Source organism: Piscinibacter sp. PDB5-1 (genome assembly GCF_056676035.1).
This window is the reverse complement of record NZ_JBWVZL010000004.1, coordinates 348,084-374,699: the sequence shown is the minus strand read 5'-3', so window position 1 is coordinate 374,699 and position 26,616 is coordinate 348,084. Positions and strand designations below refer to the sequence as shown.

At 69.6% G+C, this 26,616-nt stretch carries 27 protein-coding genes and 1 riboswitch; of the genes, 14 read left to right on the top strand and 13 right to left on the bottom strand.

The window, feature by feature from the left end; genetic code table 11:
• The first annotated feature begins 92 nt into the window (after positions 1-92).
• Positions 93-1,478, top strand: coding sequence for a putative bifunctional diguanylate cyclase/phosphodiesterase (locus AC1KAT_RS17995; protein WP_480328347.1), 1,386 nt, complete (start codon positions 93-95; stop codon positions 1,476-1,478).
• 9 nt (positions 1,479-1,487) lie between these two features.
• On the opposite strand, the gene AC1KAT_RS17990 is transcribed toward AC1KAT_RS17995, so the two are convergent.
• Both AC1KAT_RS17990 and serA read right to left on the bottom strand, forming a co-directional pair.
• Positions 1,488-2,153 carry a phosphatase PAP2 family protein gene (locus AC1KAT_RS17990; protein ID WP_480328346.1) on the bottom strand — a complete coding sequence of 222 codons (666 nt, stop codon included), beginning with the start codon at positions 2,151-2,153 and terminating at the stop codon, positions 1,488-1,490.
• Positions 2,154-2,255: 102 nt separating this feature from the next.
• Positions 2,256-3,515 (bottom strand): phosphoglycerate dehydrogenase, encoded by a 1,260-nt coding sequence (gene serA / locus AC1KAT_RS17985; RefSeq protein ID WP_480328345.1) that lies wholly within the window; start codon positions 3,513-3,515, stop codon positions 2,256-2,258.
• Between the two features lie 127 nt (positions 3,516-3,642).
• Between serA and AC1KAT_RS17980 the strand changes: the two genes are divergently transcribed.
• Positions 3,643-4,035: a TraR/DksA family transcriptional regulator gene (locus AC1KAT_RS17980; protein WP_480328344.1), complete on the top strand. Its 393-nt coding sequence runs from the start codon at positions 3,643-3,645 to the stop codon at positions 4,033-4,035.
• A gap of 10 nt (positions 4,036-4,045) precedes the next feature.
• Here the strand turns inward: AC1KAT_RS17980 and AC1KAT_RS17975 are convergent, their stop codons facing one another.
• Complete coding sequence (locus AC1KAT_RS17975) at positions 4,046-4,660, bottom strand: FMN-dependent NADH-azoreductase (RefSeq protein WP_480328343.1); 615 nt, start codon at positions 4,658-4,660, stop codon at positions 4,046-4,048.
• A gap of 111 nt (positions 4,661-4,771) precedes the next feature.
• Between AC1KAT_RS17975 and AC1KAT_RS17970 the strand changes: the two genes are divergently transcribed.
• Both AC1KAT_RS17970 and AC1KAT_RS17965 read left to right on the top strand, forming a co-directional pair.
• On the top strand, positions 4,772-5,746 hold the full coding sequence (locus tag AC1KAT_RS17970) for a LysR family transcriptional regulator (protein ID WP_480328342.1): 975 nt from the start codon (positions 4,772-4,774) through the stop codon (positions 5,744-5,746).
• A 95-nt stretch (positions 5,747-5,841) separates the two neighbouring features.
• A complete protein-coding gene (locus AC1KAT_RS17965) occupies positions 5,842-6,327 on the top strand; it encodes a hemerythrin domain-containing protein (RefSeq protein WP_480328341.1) in 486 nt (161 codons plus the stop codon).
• Positions 6,328-6,369: 42 nt separating this feature from the next.
• Here AC1KAT_RS17965 and AC1KAT_RS17960 read toward each other — a convergent pair whose 3' ends face one another.
• Positions 6,370-8,160 carry a PglL family O-oligosaccharyltransferase gene (locus tag AC1KAT_RS17960; RefSeq protein WP_480328340.1) on the bottom strand — a complete coding sequence of 597 codons (1,791 nt, stop codon included), beginning with the start codon at positions 8,158-8,160 and terminating at the stop codon, positions 6,370-6,372.
• Positions 8,161-8,288: 128 nt separating this feature from the next.
• On the opposite strand from AC1KAT_RS17960, the gene AC1KAT_RS17955 reads away from it, so the two are divergent.
• The 4 genes from AC1KAT_RS17955 (at position 8,289) to holA (ending at position 13,188) form a co-directional block, all read left to right on the top strand.
• Positions 8,289-8,825: a LapA family protein gene (locus tag AC1KAT_RS17955; RefSeq protein ID WP_480328339.1), complete on the top strand. Its 537-nt coding sequence runs from the start codon at positions 8,289-8,291 to the stop codon at positions 8,823-8,825.
• A 123-nt stretch (positions 8,826-8,948) separates the two neighbouring features.
• Entirely contained in the window at positions 8,949-11,570 is a 2,622-nt protein-coding gene (leuS, locus tag AC1KAT_RS17950; RefSeq protein WP_480328338.1) for a leucine--tRNA ligase, read from the top strand.
• Positions 11,570-12,079, top strand: coding sequence for an LPS-assembly lipoprotein LptE (locus AC1KAT_RS17945; protein WP_480328337.1), 510 nt, complete (start codon positions 11,570-11,572; stop codon positions 12,077-12,079). Before leuS ends, AC1KAT_RS17945 begins: the two co-directional genes overlap by 1 nt.
• 23 nt (positions 12,080-12,102) lie before the next feature.
• On the top strand, positions 12,103-13,188 hold the full coding sequence (holA, locus tag AC1KAT_RS17940; protein ID WP_480328336.1) for a DNA polymerase III subunit delta: 1,086 nt from the start codon (positions 12,103-12,105) through the stop codon (positions 13,186-13,188).
• Positions 13,189-13,195: 7 nt separating this feature from the next.
• On the opposite strand, the gene AC1KAT_RS17935 is transcribed toward holA, so the two are convergent.
• The 5 genes from AC1KAT_RS17935 to AC1KAT_RS17915 form a co-directional block, all read right to left on the bottom strand.
• A complete protein-coding gene (locus AC1KAT_RS17935; protein ID WP_480328335.1) occupies positions 13,196-13,624 on the bottom strand; it encodes a hypothetical protein in 429 nt (142 codons plus the stop codon).
• On the bottom strand, positions 13,621-14,067 hold the full coding sequence (locus AC1KAT_RS17930; RefSeq protein WP_480328334.1) for a hypothetical protein: 447 nt from the start codon (positions 14,065-14,067) through the stop codon (positions 13,621-13,623). The genes AC1KAT_RS17935 and AC1KAT_RS17930 overlap by 4 nt, the downstream gene beginning before the upstream one ends.
• A 28-nt stretch (positions 14,068-14,095) precedes the next feature.
• Positions 14,096-14,692 carry a hypothetical protein gene (locus tag AC1KAT_RS17925; protein WP_480328333.1) on the bottom strand — a complete coding sequence of 199 codons (597 nt, stop codon included), beginning with the start codon at positions 14,690-14,692 and terminating at the stop codon, positions 14,096-14,098.
• Positions 14,693-14,777: 85 nt separating this feature from the next.
• Positions 14,778-15,260 carry a DM13 domain-containing protein gene (locus AC1KAT_RS17920; protein WP_480328332.1) on the bottom strand — a complete coding sequence of 161 codons (483 nt, stop codon included), beginning with the start codon at positions 15,258-15,260 and terminating at the stop codon, positions 14,778-14,780.
• 10 nt (positions 15,261-15,270) lie between these two features.
• Positions 15,271-16,128, bottom strand: coding sequence for an alpha/beta hydrolase (locus AC1KAT_RS17915; protein WP_480328331.1), 858 nt, complete (start codon positions 16,126-16,128; stop codon positions 15,271-15,273).
• 238 nt (positions 16,129-16,366) lie between these two features.
• Here AC1KAT_RS17915 and AC1KAT_RS17910 point away from each other — a divergent pair, with 238 nt between their 5' ends.
• On the top strand, positions 16,367-16,975 hold the full coding sequence (locus AC1KAT_RS17910) for a chalcone isomerase family protein (protein ID WP_480328330.1): 609 nt from the start codon (positions 16,367-16,369) through the stop codon (positions 16,973-16,975).
• 21 nt (positions 16,976-16,996) lie between these two features.
• On the opposite strand, the gene metW is transcribed toward AC1KAT_RS17910, so the two are convergent.
• The gene (metW, locus tag AC1KAT_RS17905; RefSeq protein ID WP_480328329.1) at positions 16,997-17,581 is read right to left on the bottom strand and encodes a methionine biosynthesis protein MetW; all 585 of its coding nucleotides are present in this window, start codon (positions 17,579-17,581) and stop codon (positions 16,997-16,999) included.
• Between the two features lie 85 nt (positions 17,582-17,666).
• Positions 17,667-18,848: a homoserine O-succinyltransferase MetX gene (metX, locus tag AC1KAT_RS17900; RefSeq protein ID WP_480328328.1), complete on the bottom strand. Its 1,182-nt coding sequence runs from the start codon at positions 18,846-18,848 to the stop codon at positions 17,667-17,669.
• A gap of 45 nt (positions 18,849-18,893) precedes the next feature.
• Positions 18,894-18,969: riboswitch (SAM riboswitch) on the bottom strand.
• Between the two features lie 69 nt (positions 18,970-19,038).
• Here metX and AC1KAT_RS17895 point away from each other — a divergent pair.
• The 4 genes from AC1KAT_RS17895 to AC1KAT_RS17880 all read left to right on the top strand — a co-directional run bounded on the left by AC1KAT_RS17895 (position 19,039) and on the right by AC1KAT_RS17880 (position 23,164).
• The gene (locus AC1KAT_RS17895; protein ID WP_480328327.1) at positions 19,039-19,971 is read left to right on the top strand and encodes a MipA/OmpV family protein; all 933 of its coding nucleotides are present in this window, start codon (positions 19,039-19,041) and stop codon (positions 19,969-19,971) included.
• 190 nt (positions 19,972-20,161) lie between these two features.
• A complete protein-coding gene (locus tag AC1KAT_RS17890; RefSeq protein WP_480328326.1) occupies positions 20,162-20,602 on the top strand; it encodes a DUF4148 domain-containing protein in 441 nt (146 codons plus the stop codon).
• A gap of 192 nt (positions 20,603-20,794) precedes the next feature.
• Positions 20,795-22,432 carry an FMN-binding glutamate synthase family protein gene (locus AC1KAT_RS17885; protein WP_480328527.1) on the top strand — a complete coding sequence of 546 codons (1,638 nt, stop codon included), beginning with the start codon at positions 20,795-20,797 and terminating at the stop codon, positions 22,430-22,432.
• A gap of 87 nt (positions 22,433-22,519) precedes the next feature.
• Positions 22,520-23,164 (top strand): transcriptional regulator, encoded by a 645-nt coding sequence (locus AC1KAT_RS17880; protein WP_480328325.1) that lies wholly within the window; start codon positions 22,520-22,522, stop codon positions 23,162-23,164.
• 64 nt (positions 23,165-23,228) lie between these two features.
• Here the strand turns inward: AC1KAT_RS17880 and AC1KAT_RS17875 are convergent, their stop codons facing one another.
• Entirely contained in the window at positions 23,229-23,849 is a 621-nt protein-coding gene (locus AC1KAT_RS17875) for a glutathione S-transferase family protein (RefSeq protein ID WP_480328324.1), read from the bottom strand.
• Between the two features lie 138 nt (positions 23,850-23,987).
• Here AC1KAT_RS17875 and AC1KAT_RS17870 point away from each other — a divergent pair, with 138 nt between their 5' ends.
• Positions 23,988-25,298, top strand: coding sequence for a YjgN family protein (locus AC1KAT_RS17870; RefSeq protein WP_480328323.1), 1,311 nt, complete (start codon positions 23,988-23,990; stop codon positions 25,296-25,298).
• 27 nt (positions 25,299-25,325) lie between these two features.
• On the opposite strand, the gene AC1KAT_RS17865 is transcribed toward AC1KAT_RS17870, so the two are convergent.
• Positions 25,326-26,603: an amidohydrolase family protein gene (locus AC1KAT_RS17865; RefSeq protein WP_480328322.1), complete on the bottom strand. Its 1,278-nt coding sequence runs from the start codon at positions 26,601-26,603 to the stop codon at positions 25,326-25,328.
• Between the last annotated feature and the right edge of the window lie 13 nt (positions 26,604-26,616).

Sequence of the window (26,616 nt, the reverse complement as noted above, 5' to 3'; positions counted from 1 at the left end):
CGCTGGAGCCGTCTTGTCCTGTCGTCCGAGATCGTGTCTGCCCGAGACATGCGTGCGCCCGCTTCGCGCGGGTGCCTGCGCGAAAGGCCGGCGTGGCTGACTCGCTGCCGCCCGTTCCGCTGGGCGTGTCGCCGGCGCTGATGCACGAACGCCGCGTGCGCCGCATGCTGCTGCTGGGCAGCTCCGTGTTCATCGCCACCTGCCTGTACTGGGGCGTCTTCTTCATGCTGCGTGGCGACTGGGTCTCGGTCGCGCTCGACGGCAGCGGCATGGTGGCCGCCATCGCCACGCAGGTGCTCACGCGCCGGGGACACCTGCACGTGGCCTCGCGGTTGTTGATGTCGGCGGCCTACCTCGTGATCGTCATCAATGCGGTCATGCTCGACATTCCCTCGGCCGACGTGCCGCGCTCGGTGCACGCCTACCTGATCGCGCTCGGCGTCGCTTCGTGCCTGATCACCCACAACGAGCCGCGCTGGCTGCGCCACGGCATCCCCGGGCTGTGCTTCCTCAGCTTCGTGCTGCTCAACAGCAGCCACATCGCGTGGCCCACGCCTTACAGCTTTCCCGAGAACGTGCGCGCCTACGGCGTGTGGATCAACCACGCCATCGCCCTGGCCACCGTGCTGGCCACGCTGCACGTGATCCTCAACGACGTGGACGAGCGCCACGGCACCGAAAGCGAGTTGCGCGACGCGCTGGTGCGCCGCGAACTGCTGCTGCACTTCCAGCCGCAGATCGGCCCCGGCGAGCGCGTCATCGGCGCCGAAGCCCTGCTGCGCTGGAAGCACCCGCGCCGCGGCATGGTGCCGCCGGGCGACTTCATTCCGCTGGCCGAGCGCAGTGGCCTGATGCTGCCGATGGGTGAGTGGGTGCTGCAGGCCGCCTGCGCCCAGCTCGCCGCCTGGAGCCGCCGCGACGACACCCGCGAGCTGGTGCTGGCCATCAACGTCAGCGCCTCGCAATTCGCCCAGGACGACTTCGTCGCCCGCGTGCTGGCCGCACTCGACCACGCCCGGGCCCCCGCGTCGCGCCTGAAGATCGAGCTGACCGAGAGCCTGCTCGCGCACGACCTCGACGACGTGATCGCCAAGATGAGCGTGCTCAAGACCCATGGCATCACCTTCTCGCTCGACGACTTCGGCACCGGCTTCTCGTCGCTCAGCTACCTGCGACGGCTGCCGCTGCAGCAGCTCAAGATCGACCAATCGTTCGTGCGGGCGATGCTCGACTCACCCAACGACGCGGCCATCGCGCGCACCATCGTCGACCTCGGCCGCAGCCTGGGGCTGGAGGTCATCGCCGAAGGCGTCGAGACCATGGCGCAGTGGGATGCGCTGTCCGACCTTGGCTGCGGCTACTTCCAGGGTTTTCTGTTCAGCCGGCCGTTGGCGCTGGATGACTTTCACAGCTTTGTCGCCCGCAGCGCTGCCCGCGAGGCCGAGCAGCGCGAGGTGGCCGAGACGCTGCGGCTGTGAGCCGCGGGCTCAGCGCGCGTCGGTGCCCTGGTGCAGGTCGCGCCGCGTGAACGGCGCCTCGCGCGCCGACAGCACCAGCGCCAGGCGCGTCACCAGGCTGTGCGTGTCGATCGCCGGCATGCCGCCCCGCTGCGGCACCGGCAGGTGCAGCGCAAACCACAGCACCAAGGCCAGTGGCATCACCAGCGACGGTGCCACGTCGCGCACCCGCCAGTGCGGGATCGCCAGCAGCCCGACCGCGCTGCCCAGCACGAAGCCGGCGACGATCTCGGACACTGAGTGCACGCCCACCATCACGCGCGACACCGCGACCACCGCCGCCAGCGCAAACCCCGCCAGCCAGGCGGCGCGCTGCCAGCCGGTGGACTGGAACGACAGCAGCAGGCGCAGCAGCAGCGGGTAGGCCGAGGCCGCGAACATCGCGTGGCCCGACACGCCGGTGAAATCGAGCGCCGCCACGCCGACGCCCCAGCCGATGAAGGCGACCTTGGTCAGCGTGGTCAGCAGCACCGCGCCAGCGAACAGCAGCGCCCAGCGCCACACCAGCGCGCGCACGTCGGCCTGGCGCGCGACCCACAGCGTCATCGCCAGCGTGGCGGGCAGCACCATCTGCGCCTCGCCGAGGCGGGTGATCGAGAACCAGAGCGGGTGGGTCGAGGCGGCGGCAGAAAACATGCGCGCGATGCTACGGCGCACCTGCGGGGTCTGGCCGCGCGAGGCGGGGCGCAATCACCCCCCATTTGTGGCGGGTGACACGCGCACGCCGGGTCGCTCGACTCAGTACAACACCCGGCAGCGGATCGTGTCCGGCACCGCGCACAGCGCGTCGAACGCGGCGTTGCTGGTGTCGCTGTCCACGTCGATCACGACGTAGCCGACCTCGTCGTTGGTGCGCAGGTACTGGGCGGCGATGTTGATGCCGGCCTGCGAGAAGCGTTCGTTGACGCGCGCCAGCACGCCCGGCACGTTGCGGTGGATGTGCAGCAGCCGGCTGCGGCCCGCGTGCTCGGGCAGCGTCACTTCGGGGAAGTTCACCGCCGACACCGTCGAGCCGTTGTTGCTGTAGCGGATCAGCTTGGCCACCACCTCGCGGCCGATGTTGGCCTGTGCCTCGGCGGTGCTGCCGCCGATGTGCGGCGTGAGGATCACGTTGTCGAACTTGGTGAGCGGCGACTCGAACACCGAATCGTTGCCCTGCGGCTCGATCGGGAAGACGTCGATCGCCGCGCCGTGCAGGTGGCGCGATTCGAGGGCGGCGGCGAGCGCGTCGATGTCCACCACCGTGCCGCGCGAGGCATTGATCAGGTGGCTGCCGCGCTTCATGGCCGCCAGCTGCGCGGCGCCGATCATGTTTTGCGTCTGCGGGGTTTCGGGCACGTGCAGACTCACCACGTCGGCGGCGCCAAGCAGGGCGTCGAGCGAGGGCAGTTGCTGCGCGTTGCCGAGCGGCAGCTTGGCCTCGATGTCGTAGAACGCGACGCGCATGCCCAGCTGTTCGGCCAGCACGCCGATCTGCGTGCCGATGTGGCCGTAGCCGACGATGCCCAGCGTCTTGCCGCGCACCTCGTACGAGTCGGCGGCGCTCTTGGTCCAGCCGTTGCGGTGCAGCACCGCGTTTTTCTGCGGAATGCCGCGCATCAGCATGATCAGCTCGGCCAGCACCAGCTCGGCCACGCTGCGTGTGTTGCTGAAGGGCGCGTTGAACACCGGCACGCCGCGCAGCATGGCCGCGCGCAAGTCCACCTGGTTGGTGCCGATGCAAAAGCAGCCGATGGCCGTGAGCTTGGGCGCCTGCGCCAGCACCTCGGCCGTCAGGTGCGTGCGCGAGCGAATGCCCACGAAGTGCGCGTCGCCGATGGCGTCGATCAACTCAGCGCCGGCCAACGCCTTCGGCGAGGTGACGACCTGCGTGTAGCCGTCTTGCTGCAGCGATTCGACCGCCCAGGGGTGGATGCCTTCGAGCAGCACGAACTTCAGTTTCTCTTTGGGGACGGACAGTCGCGGCGCTCCTGCGCCCGCGTTCTCAACGGTGGCCATGCGGTTTCTCCTTCGGTGGCAGGGTAGCGCGATGCGCTCGGCGCTTTGGCCATGGGGTCTCCCGTGGGCACGCCGGTTGCCGCCTTGAACCACGTCCTTCATCGCAGAGCCACAGGAGCCACCGGCCATGTCCAGCCTCACCCCCGAACACATCGACACCTTGCGCGGCCTGCTGGACCAGCGCGAGGCCACGTTGCGCTCGGAAGTCCGTGCCGCAAAAGAAGCCGAGGCCGACCGCCCGGGCGCCATCGCACCGCAGGTGGACGACGAGGTCGCGGGCGGGCAAGAGCACCTGATGCGCGGCATCCAACACGTCGAGTTGCTGCGCGACCAGGAAGAGCTGCGCGAGATCGAGCGCGCCCGCGAGCGCCTGGCCGACGGCAGCTACGGCGAGTGCGTCGCCTGTGGCAAGGGCATCCCGCTCGCGCGCCTGCAGGCGCAGCCGATGGCTGCGCGCTGCATTGCCTGCCAAGAGAAGTACGAACTCACGCACGACCCCATGCCGCGCTACGCGGCCTGAGGCCGCAGGCTCACGCCGCCAGCGCTTCGGTCGCGAACAGCGCCGCGATCTGCGCCTGCGCTTCGGCCTGGCCCTTCGCTTCGGCCTCGGGGCCCATGCCCTGGCCTTCGGCGTAGACGAACTCGACGTCGGTCATGCCCAGGAAGCCGAGCACGGTCTTGAGGTAGGGCACCTGCGAGTCGCCGGCCGAGCCGCGGTGGATGCCGCCGCGTGTGAGCGCCACGTAGACCTTCTTGCCGGTCAGCAGGCCGACCGGGCCCTTGTCGGTGTACGCGAAGGTGACGCGGGCGCGGGCGATGGCGTCGATCCAGTTCTTCAGTTGCGCGGGCACGCCGAAGTTGTACATGGGCACGCCCAGCACCAGCACGTCGGCGGCCTGCACCTCGGCGATCAGCGCATCGTCGAGCGCCACGCGGGCGGCCTGCTCGGCGCTGCGCTGCTCGGCCGGCGTGAACAGCGCCTGCAGCGTGGCTTCGTCCAGCTCGGGCTGCGGCGTGCGGTTCAGGTCGCGCAGCGACAGGGTCGCGCCGGGGTGGGCAGCCCGCACGCGTTCGACGATCTCGGTGGCCAGGCGGCTCGACAGCGAGGCGGCGCGGGCGGAGGAGTTGATTTGCAGAACGTTCATGGTGGCTCTCCTGAGGGTGTCGGTGGGATGGCTTCACTGTATTTGTCCCACCATCAACCAGGAAGCCATTGAAATGGATAACATCGTTCCATCAGTGGAACAGTTGCTGCCATGACCCTCGAACCGAACGACCTGCTGCTCTTCGCCCGCGTGGCCGACGAAGGCAGCTTCAGCCGGGCCGGCGAGCGCCTGGGCCTGCCGAAATCGACCGTCTCGCGGCGCATCGCCGGGCTCGAAGCGCAGCTCGGCGAGCGCTTGCTGCAACGCACGACACGCAAGCTGAGCCTCACCGACTTCGGCCACAGCGTGCTGGCGCACGCGCACCAGGTCGTGGCCGAGGTCGAGGCGGCGGCCTCGCTCGCGCAGCACCGGCAGGTCGAGCCGAGTGGGCGGCTGCGGGTGTCGATGCCGGGCGACTTCGCCAACGTGGTGCTGGGGCAGTTGATCGCCGACTTCACGGCGCGCTACCCGGCGATCTCGCTCGAACTCGACCTGTCGCCGCGTCGGGTCGATCTGATCGGCGAGAACTACGACCTCGCGGTGCGCATGGGCGATCTGGCCGACGACGCCACGCTGGCCGCGCGCCGGCTGGCGATCTTCTCGGCCGGGCTGTACGCCTCGCCGGCCTACCTGAAGCGCCACGGCGCCCCGGCCTCGCCCGAGGCGCTGCCGGCGCACGACGCGCTGCAACTCGCGCCGCGCGTGGGCGAGCCGCGCCCCTGGTTGCTGATGCGGCACGACCCGCAAGGCGTCGAGACCGGCCGCTGGACCGGCCTGCCGCGCGAGCGCGCCCGGGCCAACTCGCCCGACCTGCTGATCCGCCTGGCACGCGCCGGCGCCGGCCTGTGCGCCGTGGCCGACCACTTCGCCGAGCCCTACGTGCGCAGCGGCGAACTGGTGCCGGTGCTGCCCGAATGGACGCTGCCGCCGACGCCCGCCTGGGCGGTCTTTCCGGGCCGGCGGCTGATGCCGGCGCGCACGCGGGTGTTTCTCGACGCGCTCGAAGCCGAGTTCGCCGCGCCCAACTGCCAGGCCTCGGTCGCGCGCATCCTGCGCAGCAAGCGCGACGCGGGCGGCATGCACTGACAAGGCGGCGGCGCGGGGAATCTCGTCCTACGTGGTGGCGGGCGAGGGCGCGGCTGCCTACGCTGCGCCCCATCGCTCAAGCCGAAGGGGCCGCCATGAACGCCGTTGACTTTCTGATCCACCAGCACCGCCAGCTCGAAGCACGACTGGAAGACCTGCTCGAAGCGAAAGCCGCCGACGAGCGTGCGCGCCTGCTGGCGCAGTGCGGCGACCACCTCTCGGTGCACATCGCGTCGGAAGAACAGGTCTTTTACCCGGCGGTGAAGGCGCGGCGCACCGAAGGCATCCTGCTCGAATCGCTCGAAGAGCACCTGTCGCTCAAGCGTCTGCTGGCCGACCTGCTCGAACTCGACCCGACCGAGACCACCTTCGAGCCCAAGGCCAAGGTGCTCGAAGAGCAGACACGCCACCACCACAAGGAAGAGGAAGAACACCTCTTCCCGAAGGTGCGTGACCTGCTCGACGCGGGCGAGCTGGAGGCGCTGGGCGACGCGATGCAGGCGCTGCAAGAGAACATGCGCCGCGCTGGCGAACCGCGCGAGGCGGTGGCCAGCCAGACCGAGCGCGCGGCCGAGCTGTGAGGCACGGCTGACGGGCTGTGCTGCGCGCGTGCGCGCAGCCGCTCAGCGGAAGTCGCGGTACCCGTAGGCCCGCTGCGGCGCTTCGCACTGGAAGGGGCGCTCGGTTGCAGCCGAGACGGCCCCCGAGGCCGGCGTGGCGGCGGCCTCGGCCTCGCACACCGCGAAGAAGCTCGCCGCCTGCGCGTTGCGAAACTCCTTCAGGCGCGCGGCCACGTGGCGCGCCTTGTCGGTCTCGCCCGAGGCGTCGAGCGCGCGGGCCCAGGCCATCATCAGGCGCGCATCCAGCAGGAAGTGCGTCGCCCCGGCGAACGAGTCGCGTGCCTGCTCGGGTGCCACGGCCGTGGTCACCGCGGCGTAATGCGCGTGGTGGTCGAAGAAGACGCTCTTCTGGCCGGCCTCGATGCGCGCGTCGAGCGAGCCCGCGTTCTTCGGCGGCACGAAGATGCGCGCCACGCGCTGGTAGTCCATCACCGCGAAGGCCGCGCCGGCCAGCAGGGCCATGCCAGCCAGGCGCAGGGCGATCGTGCCGGCGCCCAGCGCGTCGGCCGGGGTGGCCTCGGCCGGCAGCGGGCGCAGGCACACGCCCCAGGCGAAGGCGGTGGGGAGCAGGAAGTACGCGTACCAGAGCGGGTACTCGAGCAGGCTGTGCACGCCCATCATCGTGACCATCAGGAAGGCCGCGCCGCGCATCGCGGCTTCGGGCCCGCGTGCGCGCCACAGGTTCAGCGCCGCGCGTCCATAGCCCCAGCCCAGCAGCACGAGCACCAGCGTGCCCAGCGGCAGGCCCAGCTCGACCCACAACTGCAGCGGCAGGTTGTGCGTGTGGTCGAAGAAGGCCACCGGCCGGTCCGGAAAGGGCGACAGCGTCCACGCGAAGTTGAACTCGCCCCAGCCCACGCCGAACCACGGGTTCTGCGCGATCAGCTCGCGCGTGTTGGCCCAGATGCGAAAGCGCGAGCTGGAGATGTCGGCCGCGTGGATCTGCTTTTCGCCGACGAAGGTCTGGCTGTGCATTTGCGCCCAGGCGTCGAAGCCGAACCACCACAGCGCATACACGCCCAGCAGCGCGACGAGCGCCAGGCGCATCGTGGCCGACAGGCGCTTGTCGATCGCGCCCCACAAGGCCAGCAGCACGACGCACACGAAGCCCGTGCGCGAGGCCGTGAGCACCACGCCGGCCACCAGCAGCGCCATGGCCAGCACCAGCAGCGCGTCGCGCCCCCGGCTGCGCGCGGTGTCGGCATCGGCCCCGGGCTGGCGCGCGAGAAACACGCAGGCCGCCAGCGCTTCGAGCAGCAGCGAACTCAGGTGGTTGGGTTGGCGCAGGTTGCCGCCGGCGCGGCCCGAGCCCGGCATCGAGGCGATGAACGGCTCGCCGAAACCCGGCGGCCCGAAGTGCTGCACCGCCGCCAGCGCGAGCCCGACCAGCCCGGCCGCCAGCAGCCCCCAGGCGAAGGCTTCGAAGACCGTCCGGCCCGGCAGCGCCGCCCCGGCCGCCACCGCGACCCCGGCCGCCGCCAGCAGTGCGAGGCTCGAATTCGACAGGCCCGAGGGCGCCTGCGCACCCCCCGTCAGCAGCACGGCCACCGCCATGGCCCCCAGCGCGGCCAGCAGCGGTGCGGCCGCGCGCCAGGTGTCGCGGCCGGCGTGCCAGGGCAGGGCGGCGATCAGCGCGCCCCAGCCGGCCACCGCCAGCGCCTGGTTCAGGAAGGTGGTGGACGGCACGGCCATTGCCGTGGCCAGCGAGGGCACCAACACCGCCAGCAAGCCCAGGGTGATCCACCCGGGCGGCATCGGATCAGGCGGCAAGCGCGAGGGGGCGTGTGCGGACATGGGCCGGCATTCTCGCGTGGCCGGGGCGGTGAATCCGCCGCCGTCCTACAGGCCGGTGCGCCGCGGCGGAATGGACGGCGCAGCGCCCGGCGTCTAGGCTTCAGCGACCACCTCCCGAGGAGACGCCCATGATCCGCGCCATCGTCCTGTTCATCGGTCTGGCCCTGCTGGGCGCGTTCGCGCTGCTCAACTGGACGGCCATCACCACGCCCACCGAACTGAGCCTCGGGCTGGGCACGGTCTACGCGCCGATTGGGGCCATCCTGCTGGGCGTGCTCGTGTTCATGGCCTTGCTGTTCACCGTGTGGGCGATCTCGATGCAGACCGGCGCGATGATGGAAAGCCGCCGCCTCGGAAAGGACCTGCATGCCCAGCGCGAGCTGGCCGACAAGGCCGAGGCCTCGCGCTTCTTCGAGCTGCGCAGCTTCATGAGCGCGGAGTTGCTGCGGGTGTCTCAGGCCACCTACGAAGCGCGCGCCGACCTGCTGGCGCGCATCGACCGGCTGCAAGACGAGACCCGCGTGCGGCTCGACGAACACGCCAACTCGGTGGCCGCGAGCATCGGCGAGTTCGAAGACCGCGTCGAGCAGCAGTACCTGCCCGACCCGAACGACGTGCGCTCGCGCCACGCGCTGCGCCCGCGCGAAGCCGAGACCCTGGGCTGAGGGCCGCGGCGCCCGGTGCGCGGGCCCCGTGGGGTCGTGGCGTGATGAGGTTTCGAGGGGCACCCCGATTCCTATAATCCGCCACCCTTCCTGAGCCCTGCGCCCGCGCGCGAGAGACGCCCCATGTCCCCCGACTTCAACCCAACCGACATCGAGCGCGCCGCCCAAGCCGCCTGGACCGCCGCCGACGCCTACCGCGTGCGCGAAGACGCCAGCAAAGACAAGTTCTACGCCTGCTCGATGCTGCCCTACCCCAGCGGCAAGCTGCACATGGGGCACGTGCGCAACTACACCATCAACGACATGCTCACGCGCCACCTGCGCATGAAGGGCATGAACGTGCTGATGCCCATGGGCTGGGACGCCTTCGGCCTGCCCGCCGAGAACGCCGCCATCAAGAACCAGGTGCCGCCGGCGAAGTGGACGTACGACAACATCGCGTACATGAAGAAGCAGATGCAGGCGATGGGCCTGGCGATCGACTGGTCGCGCGAGATCGCCACCTGCTCACCGGCGTACTACAAGTGGAACCAGTGGCTCTTCTTGAAGATGCTCGAAGCCGGCATCGCCGAGCGCCGCACCCAGGTCGTCAACTGGGATCCGGTCGATCAGACCGTGCTCGCCAACGAGCAGGTCATCGACGGCAAGGGCTGGCGCTCGGGCGCGCCGGTCGAGAAGCGCGAGATCCCCGGCTACTACCTCAACATCACCAAGTACGCCGACGAACTGCTCGAACACGTGCAGGACAAGCTGCCGGGCTGGCCCGAGCGCGTGCGCCTGATGCAAGAGAACTGGATCGGCAAGAGCGTGGGCGTGCGCTTTGCCTTCACGCACCGCATCGCCGACGCGGCTGGCAAGCCCCTCACCGACGGCAAGCTCTACGTCTTCACGACGCGCGCCGACACCATCATGGGCGTGACCTTCTGCGCCGTCGCACCCGAGCACCCGCTGGCCACGCACGCCGCGCAGTCGAACCCGGCCGTCGCCGCGTTCATCGACGAGTGCAAGACCGGCGGCACGACCGAAGCCGAACTCGCCACGCAAGAGAAGAAGGGCGTGCCGACCGGCCTGGTGGTGCAGCACCCGATCACCGGCGAAGACGTGCCGGTGTGGGTCGGCAACTACGTGCTGATGAGCTACGGCGACGGCGCCGTGATGGGCGTGCCCGCGCACGACGAGCGCGACTTCGCGTTCGCCAAGAAGTACGGCATCGACATCCTGCAGGTCGTGCATGTCGATGGCGAACCGCACTTCAGCTACGACCACTGGCAAGAGTGGTACGGCGACAAGCAACGCGGCGTCACCGTCAACTCCGACAACTTCAGCGGCCTGCACCACCAGGACGCGGTCGATGCCGTGGCCAAGGCGCTGGCCGCCAAGGGCCTGGGCGAGAAGAAGACCACCTGGCGCCTGCGCGACTGGGGCATCAGCCGCCAGCGCTACTGGGGCACGCCGATCCCGATCATCCATTGCGACAGCTGTGGCCCGGTGCCGGTGCCCGAGAAAGACCTGCCGGTCGTGTTGCCCGAAGACGTGGTGCCCGACGGCAGCGGCAACCCGCTCAACAAGCTGCCCAGCTTCTTGAACGTCGGCTGCCCGACCTGCGGCAAGCCCGCTCGCCGCGAGACCGACACGATGGACACCTTCGTGGACTCGTCGTGGTACTTCATGCGTTACTGCGACGCGACCAATGACCGCGCGATGGTCGGCGAGGGCACGCAGTACTGGATGCCGATGGATCAATACATCGGCGGCATCGAACACGCGATCCTGCACCTGCTGTACGCGCGTTTCTGGACCAAGGTGATGCGCGACCTGGGTCTGGTGAAGATCGACGAGCCGTTCACCAAGCTGCTCACGCAGGGCATGGTGCTGAACCACATCTACTCGCGCCGCACCGACAAGGGTGGCGTCGAATACTTCTGGCCGCACGAGGTCGAGAACGTGCTCGACGCGGCCGGCAAGATCACCGGCGCCAAGCTCAAGAGCGACGGCTCGGCCGTGACCTACGAAGGCGTGGGCACGATGTCGAAGTCGAAGAACAACGGCGTCGATCCGCAAGACCTCATCAACCAGTACGGCGCCGACACGGCCCGCCTGTTCGTGATGTTCGCGGCGCCGCCCGAGCAGACGCTCGAATGGAACGACGCCGCCGTCGAAGGGGCGCACCGCTTCCTGCGCCGCGTGTGGAACTTCGGCGCCAAGAATGCCGAAGCCATCGGCGATGCCGGCGAGGTGACCGGCACGCTGGGCGAAGAGGCCAAGGCCCTGCGCCGAGAGGTGCACAACGTGCTGCGCCAGATCTCGTACGACTACGAGCGCATGCAATACAACACCGTGGTCTCGGGCGCGATGAAGCTGCTGAACGCGCTCGAGGGCTTCAAGGGGCAAGCCCCGGAAGTGCTGCGCGAAGGCTTCGGCGTGCTGCTGCGCGTGCTGTACCCCGCCTGCCCGCACCTCACGTGGACGCTGTGGCGCGACCTCGGCTACCTGCCCGCCCACGGCGACCTGCTCGACGCGCCCTGGCCGCAGGTCGATGAAGCCGCACTGGTGCAAGACGAGATCGAGCTGATGCTGCAGGTCAACGGCAAGCTGCGTGGCGCGATCAAGGTCGCCGCCGGCGCTGACAAGGCCGCCATCGAGGCCGCCGCGCTCGCCAGCCCCGACTTCATCAAGTTCGCCGAAGGCAAGCCCGCGAAGAAGGTCATCGTGGTGCCGGGGCGTTTGGTCAACGTGGTGGTTTGATGCGGGGCCTCCCCGGCATCCGCCGCCGCGATCTGCTCATCGGCGCAGGCGCTGCGGCCCTGCTCACCGCCTGCGGTTTCGAGCTGCGCCGCGCGCCCGAGCTGAGCTTTCGCACGCTGTACCTCAGCGGCTTCAAGCCCGGTTCGACGCTCGCGGCCGAGCTGCGCCGGCAGCTCTCGGCCAGCACCACCACGCGGGTGGTCGAAGCAGCCAACGCGGCCCAGGTGGTCTTCGTGGCGCTGGCCGATGCGCGCGACCGGGGCGTGGTGGCTTCGACCACCGCCGGCCAGGTGCGTGAAATCCAGCTGCGTGCGCGGCTGGTCTTCGAGCTGAAGTCGCCCGACGGCCGCGAGCTGATGGCGCCGACCGAGATCGTGCTGAGCCGCGACATGAGCTACAACGAGCGCGACGCATTGGCCAAAGAGCACGAAGAAGAGCTGCTGTTTCGCGCCATGCAGAGCGACATCGCCTCGCAGGTGCTGCGGCGCCTGGCCGCGCTGAAGCTGTGATGCGCCGCACCCGGAGGGGCTGAATGCAAGTTCGCGCCGATCAACTCGCGGCCCACCTGGGCAAGGGCCTGCGCCCGATCTACACCGTGTTCGGCGACGAGCCGCTGCTGGCGCAAGAGGCGGCCGACACCATCCGCGCCGCCGCCCGCGCGGCCGGCCACACCGAGCGCGAAGTGCACACCGTGGCCGGGGCGCACTTCGACTGGAGCGGCCTGATCGGCGCCTCGCAGGCCATGAGCCTGTTCGCCGACAAGCAGCTGATCGAGATCCGCATCCCCTCGGGCAAGCCGGGCAAGGACGGCTCGGAGGCGCTGCAACGCTATTGCGAGCGCCTGAACGACGACGTCGTCACGATCGTGCAATGCCCCAAGCTCGACCGCACGCAGCAGTCGAGCGGATGGTTCACCGCGCTCGATGCGGCCGGCGTCACGGTGCGGGTCGATCCGGTCGAGCGCAAGGCGTTGCCGCAGTGGATCGCGCAACGCCTGTCCGCGCAGGGCCAGCGCGTTCAGGGCGGCGAAGCGGGGCAGCAGACGCTGGCCTTCTTTGCCGACCGCGTCGAAGGCAACCTGCTCGCCGCGCACCAGGAGGTGCAGAAGCTTGCGCTGCTGTACCCGCAGGGCGAGCTGAGCTTCGAGCAGATCGAGTCGGCCGTGCTCAACGTCGCGCGCTACGACGTGTTCAAGCTCGGCGAAGCGGTGTTGGCCGGCCAGGTGGCGCGAGCCCTGCGCATGCTCGACGGCCTGCAGGCCGAGGGCGAAGCCGCCGTGCTGGTGCACTGGACGCTGGCCAGCGACATCCTCGCGCTCAAGCGCGTGAAAGACGCGATGAACCAGGGCCGCCCGTTGCCGATGGCGCTGCGCGAAGCGCGCGTCTGGGGTCTGAAAGAGCGCCTGTTCGAACGCGCCGTGCCGCTGCTGGGCGACGATGCACTGCATCAACTGGTCGAAGCCGCGCAGGTGTGCGACGGGCTGGTGAAGGGCCTGCGCCAGCCCGACTGGCCGCAAGACCCCTGGGAAGGCCTGAAGCGCCTGGTGCTGATGACCGCGCAGGCCACGTCGCCCGGCGCGGCTGGTCGCAAGAGCTTGAAGCTGGCGCTGGTGGCCTGAGCCGACGTTACGACTGCTCAGCTGGCTCGATTGCCGGGGCAGCTTTTTGGCCCCAGATGGCTGACCCAATTGCCAGGGCGAACAGCCCCACCGACACGAAGAACAGCCACATCACGAAGTAGCCGTAGTACGGGGGAGAGTGCAGGATGCCCATGAAAGAGACGGCCGTGACCAGCAACGCCAAGAGGGCTGCGCACAGGACTCGACCCCACGAGGCTTGGTAGGACGTCGGCCTCAGGATGGCGCTGACGACGAGCACCACGATCAACATGGTGAAACCGGTGACCATGACCCCGCCGGTCGGGTAGGGCAGCGGGTCCGGCGAATATCGCTGCATGTAGGCGTCGGTCTTGAACCCGGCATTGACCGCGATGGCCAGGCCCGCGACCCAGGTGGCAAACAGGCTTGCCCAAAGATGGGCGGCGCGACGCTTCACGGGCGGGACTTCTGCGTGCTTGGGCTGTGCCGCGCCTCATAACCCGGCGGCCTGCGGCCCCCGATGCGTGCCAGCGCTCGCACCTGCACCGCATGCAACACGAGCCAGGCCCCGAGCGTCCACACCCAATGCAGGAAAGAGAAGTCGGGCTGGCTGAAGCGCACCGGCAGGTCCACGGCCTCGACCAGCACGGCCACCTCGACCGCCGCCAGCAAGGCGGCGAGCGCGTGCATCCACACCCGGGCCGGGGCCGCAGGCGGTGCAGCGGCGGCACGCGAACGGCGCAGCGTGAGCCGCAGCACGAAACCCAGCGCGACGGCCGCGAGCACCGCACCCAAGACCACCTTGCCGAACAGCAGCGCCCGCGTGGCGGCGGCACCGGCGAGCACGGTGCCGACCGCATCGCCTAGCAGCCACAGGCGCTCGACGAGCGCCTGTTTCACGCGTGACCCCATCGCGGCCGCGTCCACCTCAGGGCTTCGCTGCCTCGGGCTGGAACTCGAACGACACCTTGGCGATGTCGGCCAGCGGAATGCGCGCGTCGAGCGGGATGGTCTCGTAGGCGGCTTCGTCGGCCGTGCGTTTCACCGGCACCTTGGTGCGGCCGATTTCCTGGTCGAGCAGGTTGAACACCGTGACGCGCAACTGGCCCTGGGCGGCCTTGTCGGCGATCACGTAGGCCTCCAGGCCATGGACCGGGTCTTTCGTCTCGGTGCTGCTGGTGCGGTTCGCGTCGGGGTTGGAGCCGACGTTCTGCACCTTGGTGACCTGCAGGCCGGCGGCCGTCAGGGCGGGGCCGGCCACGATGGTGCGGCCGGACTTCTCGATGCCCTTGCCCGCACCGCGCACCACCTGGCCGAGGCCCCCGGCCAGCGATTCGGCGGCCGCCGCGCCCTTTTCTTCGACCGCGGTGCCGATGCCCTTGGCGAGGTCGAGCTTCTCAGTGGCCAGTTCCTTGCCCTTTTCTTCGGCGGTCTGACGTGAGCAGGCACCCAGAGCCAGCATCGCCGCGGTCACGCCGCTGATGATCCAGATGCGGTGCCGGCTGATGTGTGGGGTGATGGCCATCGAGAATCCTTCTGCTGAAAAAAGTGGCGCGAGTCTAAGCGCCCGCCGACGGGCGGGCGAGCGCCCATCAGAGGGGAAAACGTGCTCATCGGTAACGCGCGGCCGTGATGAACTGACCGAAGCTCTCGCACCACACGACCACGGTCGTGTAGCGGTCAAGCGCCACGCCGGCCGGCAGGGACACGACGAAGTTCTCGAAGGTCTTCACATCGCCGACGCGCAGCATCTGCGGTTTGAGCCGCAGGAAGTCGGCCTCGGTTTCGACGAACGCGGGCGACAGGTACAGCTTGTAGTCGGGCCCCGGCGCGAGCCGGCCGGCGAGCACGATGGCCCGTGGCCCGACCGAGACCGGCCCCTCGCCCCAGTGCAAGGCATCGCTGTCCTTCAGGTTGCGGCGGAACTCGCCGCGGTACACCGCCTGCGCGGCGTGGGTGGACAACTCCTGCGGCGTCGGGCCGGCGGGCGCGATCAGCAGTGGTAGCGCGTACACCCCGAGCGCGAAGCCCAGGGCCAGGCCCACCGCCAGAGCCAGCAGGTGCGACAGGGTCAGCGCGAGCCGGCGGCGCATGGCGGGCGGGTCAGCGCGCGGTGCGCAAGAGCCAGTCAAGCAGCCGGGCCATCACCTCGGCGCGCTCCGGCTCGTTGAAGATCTCGTGGTACAGCGGCTTGAACTCGTGCACCTCGGCCACGGCCTTCGGGGCGGCTGCCGCGAACTCGGCGCTGCCGCGCGGCGCGACGCAGCGGTCGCTGCCCGCGTAGAGCAGCAGCGTGGGCACCGTCCAGCGTGCCGCGAGCCCGCGCACGTGGGCGCCGCCGTCGAGGATGAAGCGGCCCAGCCGCGGGCTGATGCGGTCGTGCACCCAGGGGTCGGCCACGTAAGCGGCGACGACTTCGGGGTCGTGCGACACCCATTCGGGCTTCAGGCCGTTGTTCACCGCAAGGTCGGGCGCGAGCCGGCCGATCACCGCGAGCAGCAGCTTCTGCACAGGGCTGGTGTCGGCGGCGAGCGCGGGCGACGAGAGCACCAGCGCATCGACCGGCCGGTGCCATGCGGGCGGCGGGGTGTCGAGCCCGCTGGCGACGAAGCGCGCGGCGACCAGGCCGCCCATGCTGTGGCCCAGCAGCACCAGCGGGCCGGGGTGGCGCTGGCGCACGTTGTCGATCACGCGGGCCAGGTCGCGCAGCAGGTCGTCGTCCTGCTTCAACACGCCGCGCGGGCCGTCGCTGCCGCCGTGGCCCCGGTGGTCGTGGCCGGCGACGTGCCAGCCGGCGTCGTTGAGTTGCTGCGCGACCCAGGCATAGCGGCCGATGTGTTCGCCCAGGCCGTGCACGATCAGCACGGTGCCCCGGGACGTGCCGCTGACCGGCCATTCGCGCAGGTGCAGCGCGAGGCCGTCGTCGCTGGTGAGGGCGGCGTCTGCCGGGCGGGCGGTCATCGTGCGGGCCTTGGCAGGGGCCGGCTGTCGTGGGGGGTGCGGTCGCGCATGGGGCCTTCCGGTGGTGAAGCGGCGCAGTCTGCCCAAGGCCCGTGGGGCTGGCAAGGCAGGTGGCGGCACGGCGGCGGTGAGACGCGCATCACAGGCGAGCGGGATTTGATGTGCCGGAGACGCAGATTCGGCGCGATGATGTCGTCTTTGTGCCCCCATCCAAAAATCGTCCGAAGGAGACCTCCCGATGCCCGCCGTTCACCGCCCCGCCGCCGTCAGCCGCCGTGTTGTTGTCGCCAGCCTCGCCCTCGTGGCGCTGGGTGCGGCCCTGCCCGCCAGCGCGGCGCCCGGCACACGCTTCGAGCCGCAGGCGCAGGTGGCCGGCACCGCCTTGCAGCTCAATGGCGCGGGCACGCGCTACAAGGCAGGCCTCTTCAAGGTGTACGACCTGGGCCTGTACACGACGCGCAAGGTCGGCACCGTGCCCGAGTTGATGGCCCTGGGAGGCCCGAAGCGGCTGCAGTTCACCGCGCTGCGCGAGTTGCCCGGCACCGAGCTGGGCCGGCTGTTCCTGAAGGGCATGGGCGAGAACGCGCCCAAGGACAAGATGACCAAGCACGCCACGTCCACCACGCGGCTGATCGAGATCTTCTCGGGTCGCTCGAAGCTGGTGCCGGGCGACACCTTCGCGATGGACTTCGTGCCGGGCAAGGGCACGACCTTCTACATCGCCGGCCAGCCGCAGGGCGCGCCGGTGGGCGACGACGAGTTCTTCTCGATGGTGCTGAGCATCTGGTTCGGCGAGAGCCCGGCCGACGCGCAGTTGCGCGACGCGCTGCTGGGCAAGGCGGGCTGACCGCCCCGCGCGAGCGGGCGCTCAGGCCCGCTCGAACTTGAAGACGGCGACGCTGGCCAGCAGGTTGGGCATCAGGCGCTGGGCGCGGCCCTCTTGGATGCCGAACGAGTCGAGCACGCGCAGCCCTTCTTTGCGCACCAGCACCTCGAAGTCGGCATAGGTGCCGACGCGGATGTTGGGCGTGTCGTACCACTGGTAGGGCAGGGCGCGCGTCACCGGCATGCGCCCGCCCATCACGCGCACGCGGTTCATCCAGTGCGCGAAATTCGGAAAGCTCACGACGCCGACGCGGCCCACGCGGGCGGTTTCGCGCAGCATGCGTTCGGTGTTGCGCAGGTGTTGCAGCGTGTCGAGCTGCAGCACGATGTCGAAGCTCTGGTCTTCGAACATCGACAGCCCGTCTTCGAGGTTGAGCTGGATCACGTTGACCCCGCGCCGCGTGCAGGCCAGCACGTTCGCATCGTCGATCTCGATGCCGTAGCCGGTGCACTGGCGGTGGTCGCGCAGGTGCGCCAGCAGCTCGCCGTTGCCGCAGCCGAGGTCGAGCACGCGCGAACCGGGCGGCACCAGCTCGGCGATCAGCTCCATGTCTTTGCGATCACTCATGGTGTGAGCCCCTCGTCTGGTGCGTACACCGGCCGATCCCCCGAGGGGATGGCGATCGGCTTGGGGCGGCCCGGCGCTCGGTCGCTCATACGGCCACCCCCTTGAGCGCCGTCCGCTGCGCGACGGGTTCGTTGGCGATGAGGGCGAAGCGCTCGCGCAGCAGCGCGTGGTAGCGCGCGTCGTCGAGCAGGAAGGCGTCGTGCCCGTGCGGCGCGTCGATCTCGGCGTAGCTCACGTCGAGCCGGTTGTCCACCAGCGCCTTGACGATCTCGCGCGAGCGGGCCGGCGAGAAGCGCCAGTCGGTGGTGAAGCTCACCAGGTGGAACTTGCAGCGCGCCGCCGCGAAGGCCGCCGTCAGGTCGCCGCCGTGCGCGCGCGCCGGGTCGAAGTAATCGAGCGCGCGGGTGATCAGCAGGTAGGTGTTGGCGTCGAAGTACTCGCTGAACTTGTCGCCCTGGTAGCGCAGGTAGCTCTCGATCTCGAACTCGATGTCCTGCGTGCTGTAGGCCGGGCCCTGCTGGCCCGCGCGGGCCTTCATCTCGCGGCCGAACTTGGCCTCCATCGCGTCGTCGCTCAGGTAGGTGATGTGGCCGACCATGCGCGCCACGCGCAGGCCGCGTCCGGGCACCACGCCGTGTTCGTAGAAGTGGCCGCCGTGGAAGTCGGGGTCGGTGACGATGGCGCGGCGCGCCACCTCGTTGAAGGCGATGTTCTGCGCCGACAGGTTGGGCGCGGTGGCGATCGCGATGCAGTGGCGCAGCCGATCGGGGTAGCGCAGTGCCCAGCTCAGCGCCTGCATGCCGCCGAGGCTGCCGCCCAGCACCGCCGCCAGTTGCTCGATGCCCAGGGCCGTCATCAGGCGGGCCTGCGCATCGACCCAGTCTTCGACCGTGACCACCGGAAAGTCGGCGCCGTAGACCTTGCCGGTCGCCGGGTTGGTGTGCATCGGGCCGGTCGAGCCGAAGCACGAGCCCAGGTTGTTGACACCGATGACGAAGAAGCGGTTCGTGTCGAGCGGCTTGCCGGGGCCGACGAGGTTGTCCCACCAGCCTTCGCTCTTGTCGATGCCTTCGTAGGTGCCGGCGACGTGGTGCGACGCGTTCAGCGCATGGCACACCAGCACGGCGTTGGACTTGTCGGCGTTGAGCGTGCCGTAGGTCTCGTAGGCCAGCGTGTAGCCGGGCAGCACGGCGCCGCTTTGCAGCGGCAGCGGTTCATCGAACCGTTTGGCCTGGGCCCGCACGTGGCCCACCGCAGTTGAAGACATGGTGGTTTCGCAGACAACAAAAAACCCGGCGATCGTTGAAGAGGCCGGGTGTCACTCCGCGTCTCTTTAGCTGCATTTTTTAAGCGCCCGCAAGCCGGAACAAATCAGCGCTGTGGCGGAGTATAGCCAGCGCGACCCGCCGCAAGGCCCGTGAAAGCCGCAGTCCGCGCGCTGCCGCTAACCTTGGCGCATGAACCGTCCCTGCCCCCGCCTGACGCTCGCGCTGCACCTGGCGTTCGCCGCCACCCTCGTCGCCCCGCTCGGGGCGCATGCGCAAGACGCGCCGCTGCCGCCGCTCGACCTCACCGTCACGCCGACTGCCGCATCGGCCTCGGCCCCCACCGCCGTGCCACCGCCCGAGGCACGGCCCCCGCTTTCGCGCTGGGAAATCGGCACCGTCGGCTTCGCGGCCGCCCAGCCCGCCTACCCGGGCGCCGAGACGCGCACCAGCCGCGCCCTGGTGCTGCCGTACTTCATCTACCGCGGCGAAGTGCTGCGCACCGACCGCAGTGGTGTCGGCCTGCGCGCGGTGAAGACCGCCCGCTTCGAGCTGGACGTGGGCTTCGCCGCCTCGCTCGGCTCCAGCGCCGACAACGTGGCCGCGCGGCGGGGCATGGCCGACATCGGCATGCTGGTCGAGGCTGGCCCGCAGATGAAGATCAACCTCAGCGACGTGGCCGACGGCCCCGGCAGCTCGCGCATCGAGCTGCCGCTGCGCGGCGTGTTCGACCTCAACGACGACCTGCAGCCCCGCGGCATTGCCTTCGAGCCGGCCTGGGTGACAAGCCACCGGTTGCCGGCGCGCTGGGTGGTCTCGACCTCGCTCGGCGCGATGTGGGGCACCCGCAAGCTCAACGACCTGTTCTATGGCGTTGCGCCGAACGAAGCCACGGCCACCCGCCCGGCCTACGACGCCCGCGCCGGGCTGGTGGCGTGGCGCGCATCCGTGAGCTTTTCGCGCCCGCTGTACCGCGACCTGCGCTTCTTCGTGTACCTGCGGCAGGACTCGCTGGCTGGCGCGGCCAACCGCGACAGCCCGCTCGTCAAGCGCAATGGCGGCACCACGGCGAGCGTCGGGCTGTCGTGGACGCTGATGCGCTCGCAAGCCGCAGCGGCCGACTGAGCATCGGGCGCGGCGGGTCGGCGCCGTCCTACAGCGCGGCGCCTCAATCCTCACAGCACAACGGCCGCGCGGTGAGTTGTTCGACCCCTCGGTGCACTGGTCGAATGTGCTTTCGCATGTCAATGCAGCAAGCACCCGGCAGAACGCCGACCGTGTTGGCATCGTTTCAACCACCACGAGGAAAGAAACCATGAAGCACTCCCTGCTGATCCTGTCGTCTCTTGTTCTGGGGGGCCTGGCCACCCAACCCTCCCTGGCCCAGAGCAGCTACGCGAACGACCCCGAGGCGGCGCCGAAGACGCGCCAGGAAGTGAAGGTCGAACAACGCCGCGCCGAAGCCGCCGGCGAAATTCCGAAGGGCGACACCGACCTGCCCGAAGCCGTGAAGCGCAATCCGCCGCTGAGCACGACCACGCGGGGCGAGGTCCGCGCCGAACAGCGCCGCGCCGACGCGGCGGGTGAAATCCCCAAGGGCGACGCGGTCGTGCCCGACGCCAAGAAGCGCCAACCGCCATCGAGCGTCTCGCGCGAAGAGGTGAAGAGCGAACTGCAGCGCGCTCGTGCCGCCGACCAGTTGCCCAAGGGCACCAGCACGCAGCCGCAGGTCAAGCAGGACCCGAGCACCCACTGACGGGCCGGCTTCCACCAGGCACGAAGGCCGCGGCAACGCGGCCTTTTTGCTGCCCGTCGCTCTGCGCGGGGCGCTGCCAATGGCCCGATCTGGCGGCGGAACGCCCCGGTGCTCTGCGGCTGACCGGGGTGCGGCGCGACTACCATCGGCGCGCCCCCCCGTCCGCTCGCCCAAGGAGACCCCATGACCGCGATGCCCGCCTGGCTTGCCCGGCTGAACGAGCACGTGCCCTTGCGCTACCTGGCGTGGCTGGCCTGTGCTGTGGGCCTGCTGCTGAGCGCCTTCGTGTGGGTGGCCTTCGACCTGGGCGTGTGGGCCGTGCTCGTGTTCTCGGTGCTCACCGGCCTCGGCCTGCGCGACGTGCTGCAGCGCCAGCACTCGATCCTGCGCAACTACCCGGTGATCGGCCACGCGCGTTTCCTGCTGGAGTTCATCCGCCCCGAGATGCGGCAGTACTTCATCGAGAGCGACAACGAGGCCGCGCCTTTTTCGCGTCAGCAACGCTCGCTCGTGTACCAGCGCGCCAAGGGCGCCCCAGACAAGCGCCCCTTCGGCACGCAGATGGACGTGCGCCTGCCCGGCTACGAGTGGATCAACCATTCGATGCAGCCGACCCAGCTGCCCACACATGACTTCCGCGTGACCATCGGCGCGGGCCGGGCGCAGCCCTACTCGGCCAGCATCTTCAACGTCTCGGCGATGAGCTTCGGCGCGCTGTCGGCCCCCGCCATCGAGGCCCTCAACAGCGGCGCGAAGCGCGGCGGCTTTGCGCACGACACTGGCGAGGGTTCGATCAGCGCCTACCACCGCAAGCACGGCGGCGACCTGATCTGGGAGATCGGCTCTGGCTACTTCGGCTGTCGCAACCCCGATGGCAGCTTCAACGAAGAACGCTTCGCCGAGAACGCTCGCGACCCGCAGGTCAAGATGATCGAGCTGAAGCTGAGCCAGGGCGCCAAGCCCGGCCATGGCGGCGTGCTGCCCGGCCCGAAGGTGACGCCCGAGATCGCGGCGGCACGCGGCGTGCCGGTGGGCGTCGATTGCATCTCGCCGGCCAGCCACAGCGCGTTTGGCACGCCCATCGAGATGCTGCAGTTCATCGACCACCTGCGCGAGCTGTCGGGCGGCAAGCCGGTCGGCTTCAAGCTGTGCATCGGCCACCCCTGGGAATGGTTCGCGATGGCCAAGGCCATGCTCGAGACCGGCCTCGTGCCCGACTTCATCGTGGTCGATGGCGGCGAGGGCGGCACCGGGGCCTCGCCGCTCGAATTCACCGACCACGTGGGCGCCCCGCTGCAGGAAGGCCTGCTGCTCGTCCACAACACGCTCGTCGGCCTGAACCTGCGCGACAAGATCAAGCTCGGCTGCGCCGGCAAGGTCATCAGCGCCTTCGACATCGCGCGCATGCTGGCGCTCGGCGCCGACTGGTGCAACTCGGCGCGCGGCTTCATGTTCGCGCTCGGCTGCATCCAGGCCCAGGCCTGCCACACTGGGCACTGCCCGACCGGCGTCAGCACGCAAGACCCGCAGCGCTCGCGCGCCCTGGTCGTGCCCAACAAGGCCGAGCGCGTCTACCGCTACCACCAGAACACCCTGCATGCGCTGAAAGAGATGGTGCAGGCGGCCGGCCTGAACGACCCTTCTGGCATCACCGCCTCGCACATCGTGCGGCGCTGCAGCGACCACGAGGTGAAGCTGCTGGCGAACCTGCTGTCCTTCGTGAAGCCCGGGACGCTGCTGCAGGGCGAGCTGCCGTTCAACGTCTTCAAGCTCTACTGGCCCATGGCCTCTGCCAGCAGTTTTGCCAGCGTGCCATCCCCAACCCCTTGATCGCGGGGCACCACCCGGGTTTGCGGGGATGGTCGCTGCCAGGGGCAGATGAACAATCGATGACACCCCGTCACCGACCGGTCCCCCATGCCGAGCATCCTTCTGTTGCAGCGTGACCATGAAGCCAGCCCCAAGCTGGCGGCCCGCATCCAGGCGTCGAGGAAGTTCAGCGTCATCGCCGACGTGAACACGATCGCCGAAGCGAGACACCTGCTGGCCCGTCACCGACCCGACGTGCTGATGACCGACCTGCGGGTGCAAGACGGCGAGGTCGGCACCTTGCTCGACGAACTGCGTGAACAAGGCCCTGGCCAACGCCCGCACGTGCTGGCGACCGTGCTGTCGCACGACGACGCCCTGCTGCTCGAAGCCCTGCGCGACGGGGCCGACGGCTACTGGGTGCATGCTCGCTCGCTCGACCTGCTGATCGAGACGCTGCAGCAGCTGACCCGGGGCGAATCGGCCATCTCGCCGACCATCGCCCGCGAGGTGCTGTCCCACTTCGACGCACCGGCGCCGCGCTACGACACCGCGACCGAAGCCTTCGACAGCCTGCGGCTCACGCCCATCGAACGCGAAATCTTGCAGTGGCTCGCACGCGGCTACCTGATCGATGAAATCGCGCGCCAGTGGCACAAGAGCGTGCACAGCATCGCCTGCGGCATCCGCCGCGTGGTCAACAAGCTGCAGTTCGAACGGCGCGCCAGCCACCTCTCGCTGGCGCTGGCCTGACCCGCGCCACCGGCAAAACAAAGGCACCCCGCGGGGTGCCTTTTGCATGGTGCTGGCGGATGGCTCAGGCCGTTGCAGGAGGTGCCGTGTCGATGAAGCTTTGGCGCTGCACCAGCTTGGCCTGCAGCCGGGCGAGGTTGGGGTAACCCTCGCGCCATGTGACTTCGGGGAAGCGCAGATCGAGGTACCCGAGCGCGCAGCCGGCGGCGATGTCGGCCAGCGTGAAATGGTTGCCCGCGCACCACGGCTTGTCACCCAGCCCCCGGCTCATGGCGGCCAGCGAGGCCTGCACCTTGTCCATCTGCCGGCTGACCCAGGCGGCGCTGCGCTGCGCCTCGGTGCGTCCCGAGAAGGTGTGTTCGAGGCGGGCCAGAACGGCCGCGTCGAGCACGCCATCGGCCAGGGCCTCCCAAGTGCGCACCTCGGTGCGCTCGCGCCCGGTCTCGGGGATCAGCTTGCTCACCGGCGAGCGCGTGTCGAGGTACTCGACGATCACGCGCGAATCGAACACCGCCTCGTCGCCTTCCATCACCAGGCAAGGCACCTTGCCGAGCGGGTTGGACTTCAGGATCGCGTCGCTCTTCCAGACATCTTCGAGTTCGAGCTGGTAGTCGAGCTTCTTTTCCGCCAGCACGATGCGCACCTTGCGCACGTAGGGGCTGGTGAGCGAGCCGATGAGTTTCATGTGGTTGCAAGTCCCTGGTTTCAAACGATTCTATCGAAGCACTTCCCAGGCAAACGTGCCCATCTCGGGTGGTAGAGTTTTAAGCAGGGAGCGCGCCAAACAAGGTTCAGCCAAGCTCGACGGCGCGAGACAGACAGCATGCAGCAGCGCTCGACGCTGGCCATCAAGGGCCAGTCGGCCGAACCCCTTTCACTCGCCAATGCCTTTGCCGACACGGTGCTCTTGCAGCCCTCGGCCGAGCGCCCGCGCGCGCATGCCCATGCGGTGGACAGCCGCCATGTGGTGGGCATGGTCAACGCCTTCGGCCTGGCGCCCGATGCCGGCCAGGAGGCCCCCACGCGCCACCACGTGCCCCTGCGTTTCAGCGCCTCGGGCCTGGGCTATTTCGGGGTGTGGATCGTCAACCTGTTGCTGACCCTGTTGAGCGCGGGCCTCTTCCACCCCTGGGCGAAGGCGCGGCGCCTGCGCTACTTCTGCCGCCACACGCTGATCGACGGCCACGCGTTCGACTTCCATGGCGCGCCCCACAAGATGCTGCTCGGCCGGCTGCTGGCAGGGGGCCTGGTCGCCTTTCTGGCGGTGTCGGCCTACTTCTCGCCGGTCACGGGCCTGGTGTCCTTGCTGATCGCCGCCGGCGTGTGGCCGGTGCTGCAGCATTCGGCGCTGCGCTTTCGCGTGTCGAACCTGAGCTGGCGCGGGCAGCGCCTGCGCTTCGACGGCCGCTCGGGCGACAGCTACAACGTGCTGCTGCCGATGTTCGTGCCGGCCCTCGTCATCGCCGGTGCGCAACTCGGTGTGCCGCCCGGGCAGGCCTTGCCGGGCTGGTACCTCTCGACTGTCGCGGTGGTCGGTGTGGCCAGCCTGCTGGCGGCGCCGTGGGCGGTCTGGCAACTCCAGCGCCTGCGGCACGACCACGTCGCCTACGGCGCCCTGCGCTTCGAGCTGCGCGCGAGCGTGAGCGCCCTGTACGCCATCGTCGGCATCGCCGCATTGCTGCTGGCGGCGCTGCTGGTGCCCGGCCTGGTCGCCCTGTGGTCGCTGGCGGCGACCGGCGCCTTGCCGCTCGAAGTGCTCGACGCCTGGCCGCCCTACCTGCCGTGGCTGGCGGGCTGCGCCGTGCTGCTGGCCGTGCTGTACCTGGTGCCGGGCCCTTACCTCGCATCGCGCGTGCAGAACCTGCTGTGGTCGCACACCGGCAACTCGCAATTGCGCTTCAAGAGCGAGTTGCGCTACCGCGCGGTGCTGCTGCTCACGTTGAAGAACAGCGTGCTGCTGCTGCTGACGGCCGGGCTCTACTGGCCGTTCGCGCGGGTGGCGATGACGCGCCTGCGGCTGGAGTCGATCAGCCTCGTTGCACGGACCGAGATTGACGAACTGGTGCTGCAATCGCGCAACCAGGCGAGCCCGCGTGCGCTCAGCAGCCTGTTCAGCATGGACGTGGGCTGGTAATCCGCGTCGCCCGACCGCGCCGCTCAGTCAGCGCGCAAGCGTCCAATCGACCGCCGCCGGCCGGCCCGGCAACTGCAGCGAGGCGGTGGCCGGCGGCGTTTGCGCCACGACCCGGGCGCGCCGCACCACGGCGAGCCGCGTCGCCCGCAGGCGGATCGCCTCGACCGCGTCGCGCGCCTGCAGCAACACGAAGTCGGCGTGGCAGCCCACGTCGAGGCCGTAGCCGTCGAGCCCCAGCACCTTCGCGCCGTTGGCGGTGACGGCCTCGAAGCAGGCGCGCATCTGCGACTGAGACGTCATCTGCGCCACGTGCAGCCCCATGTGCGCGGCTTCGAGCATGTCGCCCGAGCCCAGTGAGTACCACGGGTCCATCACGCAGTCGTGGCCGAAGGCGACGTTGACGCCGGCCGCCATCAGCTCGGGCACGCGCGTCATGCCACGCCGCTTGGGGTAGCTGTCGTGCCGGCCCTGTAGCGTGATGTTGATCAGCGGGTTGGCCACCGCGTGCACCTGGGCTTCAGCAATGAGCGGAATCAGCTTGCTCACGTAGTAGTTGTCCATCGAGTGCATGGACGTGAGGTGCGAGCCGGTGACGCGCCCGTGCAGGCCGAGCCGCTGCGTGTGGAAGGCCAGCGTCTCGATGTGGCGGCTGAGCGGGTCGTCGCTCTCGTCGCAGTGCATGTCCACGCGCAGGCCGCGCTCGGCCGCCAGTTCGCACAAGAGGCGCACGCTCTCGGCGCCGTCGGCCATGGTGCGTTCAAAGTGTGGAATGCCGCCGACCACGTCGACGCCCCGGTCGAGCGCACGCTTCAGGTTGGCCAAGGCCGTGGGTGAACGCAGCAACCCGTCTTGCGGAAAGGCCACCAGCTGCAGGTCGAGGTAAGGCTTCACCTGTTGCTTCACATGCAGCAGCGCTTCGACCGCCAGCAGCCGGTCGTCGCACACATCGACGTGCGTGCGGATCGCCAGCAGCCCCTTGGCCACCGCCCAGTCGCAGTAGCGCAGCGCGCGTTCGACCAGCGCCTCTTGCGTGAGCTGCGGCTTCAACTCGCCCCACAGCGCGATGCCTTCGAGCAGCGTGCCGCTCTGGTTGACGCGCGGCAGGCCGTGGCTGAGCGTCGCGTCCATGTGGAAGTGCGCATCGACGAAGGGCGGGCTCAGCAGCGCGCCGTGTGCGTCGAGCGTGGGGGTGCCGGCAGGGGCCGAGAGCCCCGGCCCGACCGCGGCGATGCGGCCGGCCTGCGCCAGCAGGTCGATGCCGCTGCGGCCGTCGGGAAGTCGGGCGTTGGTGACGAGCAGGTCCATGCGTGGGGTCTCC

Bases quoted from the DNA above. Each gene is read 5' to 3' on its own strand.
- AC1KAT_RS17925 (WP_480328333.1), bottom strand. From the start codon at position 14,692: ATGGCCATCACCCCACACATCAGCCGGCACCGCATCTGGATCATCAGC.
- AC1KAT_RS17920 (WP_480328332.1), bottom strand. From the start codon at position 15,260: ATGCGCCGCCGGCTCGCGCTGACCCTGTCGCACCTGCTGGCTCTGGCG.
- AC1KAT_RS17870 (WP_480328323.1), top strand. From the start codon at position 23,988: ATGCAGCAGCGCTCGACGCTGGCCATCAAGGGCCAGTCGGCCGAACCC.
- AC1KAT_RS17965 (WP_480328341.1), top strand. From the start codon at position 5,842: ATGAACGCCGTTGACTTTCTGATCCACCAGCACCGCCAGCTCGAAGCA.
- AC1KAT_RS17885 (WP_480328527.1), top strand. From the start codon at position 20,795: ATGCCCGCCTGGCTTGCCCGGCTGAACGAGCACGTGCCCTTGCGCTAC.
- AC1KAT_RS17945 (WP_480328337.1), top strand. From the start codon at position 11,570: ATGCGGGGCCTCCCCGGCATCCGCCGCCGCGATCTGCTCATCGGCGCA.
- AC1KAT_RS17990 (WP_480328346.1), bottom strand. From the start codon at position 2,153: ATGTTTTCTGCCGCCGCCTCGACCCACCCGCTCTGGTTCTCGATCACC.
- metW (WP_480328329.1), bottom strand. From the start codon at position 17,581: ATGAGTGATCGCAAAGACATGGAGCTGATCGCCGAGCTGGTGCCGCCC.
- metX (WP_480328328.1), bottom strand. From the start codon at position 18,848: ATGTCTTCAACTGCGGTGGGCCACGTGCGGGCCCAGGCCAAACGGTTC.
- AC1KAT_RS17895 (WP_480328327.1), top strand. From the start codon at position 19,039: ATGAACCGTCCCTGCCCCCGCCTGACGCTCGCGCTGCACCTGGCGTTC.
- AC1KAT_RS17865 (WP_480328322.1), bottom strand. From the start codon at position 26,603: ATGGACCTGCTCGTCACCAACGCCCGACTTCCCGACGGCCGCAGCGGC.
- AC1KAT_RS17875 (WP_480328324.1), bottom strand. From the start codon at position 23,849: ATGAAACTCATCGGCTCGCTCACCAGCCCCTACGTGCGCAAGGTGCGC.
- serA (WP_480328345.1), bottom strand. From the start codon at position 3,515: ATGGCCACCGTTGAGAACGCGGGCGCAGGAGCGCCGCGACTGTCCGTC.
- AC1KAT_RS17880 (WP_480328325.1), top strand. From the start codon at position 22,520: ATGCCGAGCATCCTTCTGTTGCAGCGTGACCATGAAGCCAGCCCCAAG.
- AC1KAT_RS17970 (WP_480328342.1), top strand. From the start codon at position 4,772: ATGACCCTCGAACCGAACGACCTGCTGCTCTTCGCCCGCGTGGCCGAC.
- AC1KAT_RS17910 (WP_480328330.1), top strand. From the start codon at position 16,367: ATGCCCGCCGTTCACCGCCCCGCCGCCGTCAGCCGCCGTGTTGTTGTC.
- holA (WP_480328336.1), top strand. From the start codon at position 12,103: ATGCAAGTTCGCGCCGATCAACTCGCGGCCCACCTGGGCAAGGGCCTG.
- AC1KAT_RS17955 (WP_480328339.1), top strand. From the start codon at position 8,289: ATGATCCGCGCCATCGTCCTGTTCATCGGTCTGGCCCTGCTGGGCGCG.
- AC1KAT_RS17980 (WP_480328344.1), top strand. From the start codon at position 3,643: ATGTCCAGCCTCACCCCCGAACACATCGACACCTTGCGCGGCCTGCTG.
- AC1KAT_RS17890 (WP_480328326.1), top strand. From the start codon at position 20,162: ATGAAGCACTCCCTGCTGATCCTGTCGTCTCTTGTTCTGGGGGGCCTG.
- AC1KAT_RS17975 (WP_480328343.1), bottom strand. From the start codon at position 4,660: ATGAACGTTCTGCAAATCAACTCCTCCGCCCGCGCCGCCTCGCTGTCG.
- AC1KAT_RS17915 (WP_480328331.1), bottom strand. From the start codon at position 16,128: ATGACCGCCCGCCCGGCAGACGCCGCCCTCACCAGCGACGACGGCCTC.
- AC1KAT_RS17960 (WP_480328340.1), bottom strand. From the start codon at position 8,160: ATGTCCGCACACGCCCCCTCGCGCTTGCCGCCTGATCCGATGCCGCCC.
- leuS (WP_480328338.1), top strand. From the start codon at position 8,949: ATGTCCCCCGACTTCAACCCAACCGACATCGAGCGCGCCGCCCAAGCC.